Source organism: Streptomyces sp. NPDC002784, assembly GCF_053592135.1.
This window is the reverse complement of the sequence record NZ_JBSFVD010000103.1, coordinates 1-3837: the sequence shown is the minus strand read 5'-3', so window position 1 is coordinate 3837 and position 3837 is coordinate 1. Positions and strand designations below refer to the sequence as shown.

The 3837-nt window shown below is 67.0% G+C and carries 2 protein-coding genes; both read right to left on the bottom strand.

The features are described from left to right. Window positions 1-118 precede the first annotated feature (118 nt). Window positions 119-1339: an IS110 family transposase gene (locus tag ACWD1Z_RS36700; RefSeq protein WP_451125152.1), complete on the bottom strand. Its 1221-nt coding sequence runs from the start codon at window positions 1337-1339 to the stop codon at window positions 119-121. 458 nt (window positions 1340-1797) lie between these two features. After that, window positions 1798-3837: MMPL family transporter (locus ACWD1Z_RS36695; RefSeq protein ID WP_451125150.1), on the bottom strand; the 2040-nt coding region annotated here is incomplete at its 5' end.

The window sequence follows — 3837 nt, the reverse complement described above, 5'->3', positions numbered from 1 at the left end:
ATCGCCCGCCTGCACAACCTCACCCTCGCCGGATGACAAAGCAAACAGCCAGGTCAGCAGGCATACCCGAAGCCATTTACGGGACAACGCTTAGATAAAGAACTTCCCAATGACGATGTCAAGCCGTCGTAGTGACGGTTGGTAGTACCTGATAGCACTCTCCGTCGCGGATCATGGCCCACAAGACGTTGGCCCGGCGACGGGCCAACGCCAGCAGAGCTTGTTTGTGTCCCTTTCCCTCGTTCCGTTTGCGCCCGTAGTAAGCCTGGGAGGCGGAGCAGGTTCTCAGGCTGGCCATCGCGGAGAGGTAGAAGGCCCGGAGCAGGCCGCGGTGGTAGCGGCGCGGACGGCGCATGTTGCCGCTGACGCGGCCGGAGTCCCGCGGCACGGGTGAGAGGCCGGCGAAGGACGCAAGGCGGTCGGCCGTGCCGAAAGCCTCAAGGTCTCCACCGGTGGCGGCGATGAACTCGGCACCGAGGAGGGTGCCCATGCCCGGCAGGCTTCGGATCACCGTGGCGTGTCGGTGCTCGTTGAAGCGTGCCTCGATGAGCGCGTCGAGTTCGGTGATCTCCTCGTCGAGGGCCAGCACACCCTTGGCGATGCGGGCAACCATGGCGGCCGCGAGGGTCTCTCCTGGCAGGGCGGTGTGCTGGGCCCTGGCCGCCTCGACAGCTGTCTCGGCGAGCGCGACGGCGTTCTTCACCTTGCGGTTCTTCAGCCAGGCCCCGATCCGCCGGGCGCCGCTGCGACGGATCGAGGCCGGCATCTGGTAGCCGGTCAGCAGGAGGACCGGACCCTTCTTGCTCAGGTTCAGCGCGCGCTCCAACGCTGGGAAGAACTCCAGGAGTTGAGCCCGCAGCCGGTTGGTCTGACGGGTGCGGTCGTTGACCAGATCGAGGCGGCGCGCGGTCAGGGTGCGCAGGTCGACGGCTATCTCGTCGCCGGGCCGCAGGAGACCAAGGTCCTGGCGCATGCGTGCCTGATCGGCGATGACGAACGCGTCCTTCTCGTCCGTCTTGCCCTGGCCGCGATAGGCCGCCGACGCCTGGTGCACGGCCAGGCCGGTGATGTAGACCATCGGCTGTTCGTGGCTGAGCAGGAGGCCGATGAGCAGGGCGGCACCGCCGTGGTTGATGTCCACCGCCCACAGGGCGTCCTGGGAAAGTGCGAGTACGTCTGCGATCAGTTCAAGCAGGGCCGGTTCGTCGTTGAAGACTCGGCGTGAAAGGAGGCGTTCGCCGCGCTCGTCGACCACGACGCAGTGGTGGTGTTCCTTGCCGATGTCCACTCCGGCCCAGATCTGGGGCACGGTCACCTCCGCCAGCTCGTCGTCACACATCGATGCCGTAGACGACCTCGCCGACGTTGTCCTACACAGCGATCAAGTCGCGTATCCCAATTAGCGGTCGAGTCGTCGCGGGGCTCAGGGCGGCCAAGTTCTTTGAGCCATCCAACGGCGACAAGCTCACAGCCATACCCAGAACCCCCGGGCCCGACGATCTTACGAATGATCGCCTCAGACCCACGCTTGGAAGGTAGGACAAGCTAAAGCCGTCGGCGCCCCCGGCCACTTCCCCACGGAGCAGGTAACAACCAACCCACGAGTTACACCACTCGCTGTACAAACCCGCTGCCCCAGTTCCGCCCTCGCCAGTCAGCTGCTGTCCCTGGCACTTAGCTCTGGAGGTCAGCCGTCGATCACGCGGTCGACCACGGCCTCCGAACGGCTACGGCTCCAACGGCTCAACGGTCCAGCACAGTTGGCAGGAGACATCGGCGGTTGTCAAGCCTGCCTTGTCAATGCAGTGTCGCGGAGTCTGGATCCGGTACAGACGCGCGAGGACGAGGTGCGGGAAGGGGCGTGTTGCGTGTGTGGTGAAGAGCGTTGGGGAACAGGCGCTGGTGGATATGTGTGAGGGGCGCTGGGGCCCACCAGTTGGCCCGGCCCAGTAGACACATGGCCGCCGGGACCAGGAGGGCGCGCACGAGGGTGGCGTCGACGAGGACGGCAAGGGCCAGCCCGAGGCCCAGCATCTTGAGGATGGTGAGGTCGGAGGTGACGAGAGGCAGGAGGGCGGTTGCGACCAGGGCGGCAGCGGCGGTGATGACGCGTGAGGTCTGTGCCACGCCCGTAACGACGGCGTCCTCAAGCCGTAGACCCTGGCTGTATGCCTCGCCAACCCGGGCCAGAAGGAACACCTCGTAGTCGATGCTGATGCCCAGGGCCACGACGAACATCAGGACAGGCACGGGCAGGATCAACTCGCCGGTGACGGTCGCATCGCCGACGAGCCACAGCAAGTGGCCGTCCTGGAAGACATGGACGATGATCCCGAAGCTCGCGCCGAGGCTGAGAAGGCCGACCGCCATGGCTTTGAGGGGCAGGATCAGGGAGCCGGTCAGCAGGAACAGCAGAACGGATACCGTTACGGCGACCCAGATGAGGGCGAGCGGCAACCTGGCGGCCAGTGCCTTCTCCGTGTCATGTTGGCGCGCCGCTTCTCCGGACACCAGGCGTGGGCCGGGGGCGGGCAGCGTGCGCAGGTCCTCGATGAGGTCCCCGTCATGGCCGCGACGTCCGTCGGCCACCACGCTGAGCCACGTGGAGCCCGGTGTCGTGTAGAGGAGTGCGGCGGGGCCAGGACCGTTGACCTGTTGTCCGTGCCGATAGGTGCCCAGGGCGCTGTCCACCACGGCGACATGCGGCTGCGCTGAGACGCGGCGGGCATACGTATCGAGCTGCGCCTCCTGGTCCAGTGCGTCGGTCTCGGGGAGCAGGACCTGCAAAGTGCGGTTCCAGGGCAGGTCGAAGTCATCGGCGATGTGCCGGGAGGTGGCGTGGGCCTCGGCGTCCCTGGGAAGGACGCGTGCGTCGGCGGGGCCGAACCGTACATGTCCGAAGGGCGACAACAGGCACAAGAGCACGGCGGCGGTGCCGACGCCAGTCAGCAGGGGGCGACGGGTGGCGAGGCGGGCGATCCGCGTCCAGAAGTGGCTGTCGGTATTGGTGCGGGTGGAGGATGGTCGGCTGAGCCAGCGGGCGCGGTGCAGACGTCCGCTCACCAGGACGAGGGCGGGTGGCAGGAGCAAGAGGGCGGTGGCGGCGGACAGGACGACGACGATCAATCCGGTCACCGCGAGGGAGTGCAGAAAAGTGAGGGGGAAGAACAGCAGGGCAGCCAGGCATGTGGCGATGGTGGCGGCGGAGAAAACGACCGCACGGCCCGTGGTGCGCAGGGTGACGGTGATCGCGGCGGTGGGGGACAGCCCGCGGGCGAGTTCCTCGCGGTGGCGGGTGACGAGGAACAGGGCGTAGTCGACGGCTAGTCCGAAGCCCAGTGCGGTGGCGAGGTTCGGCGCGAAGACGGAGACGGGGTAGAAGTGGGCTAGCACGTGCAGGGCCGCGAGGGTACCGGCGACCGCCAGGCCGCCGACGACGGCCGGCAGCAGGGCCGCGGTCACCGACCCGAAAGCGAGCAGCATGACGATCATGACCAGGGGTACGCCGATCAGTTCGGCGGTGATCAGATCGGCCTGGCTCATCTCCGACACCTGGGCACTGATCCAAGAAGAGCCAGTGGCCGATACTGTCAACTCCCCTTTCTGCCCGGACAGCTGGGGTACCAGCGTCTCTGCGGTGCGGGTCGCCTCCATCTCGTCACCCGCGAGATCAACGGCGATCAGGGCGCTGCGGTTGTCGCGCGAGACTAGCCGACGGTCCTGTTCGCCCCAATAGGAGAAGACATGCTCCACGCCCGGGCTGCGGGCGATCTGCTCGGCCAGCGTCAGCCCGGCGTCGGTGACGGTCGCGTCATCGACGTCGCGGGGGGCATCCAC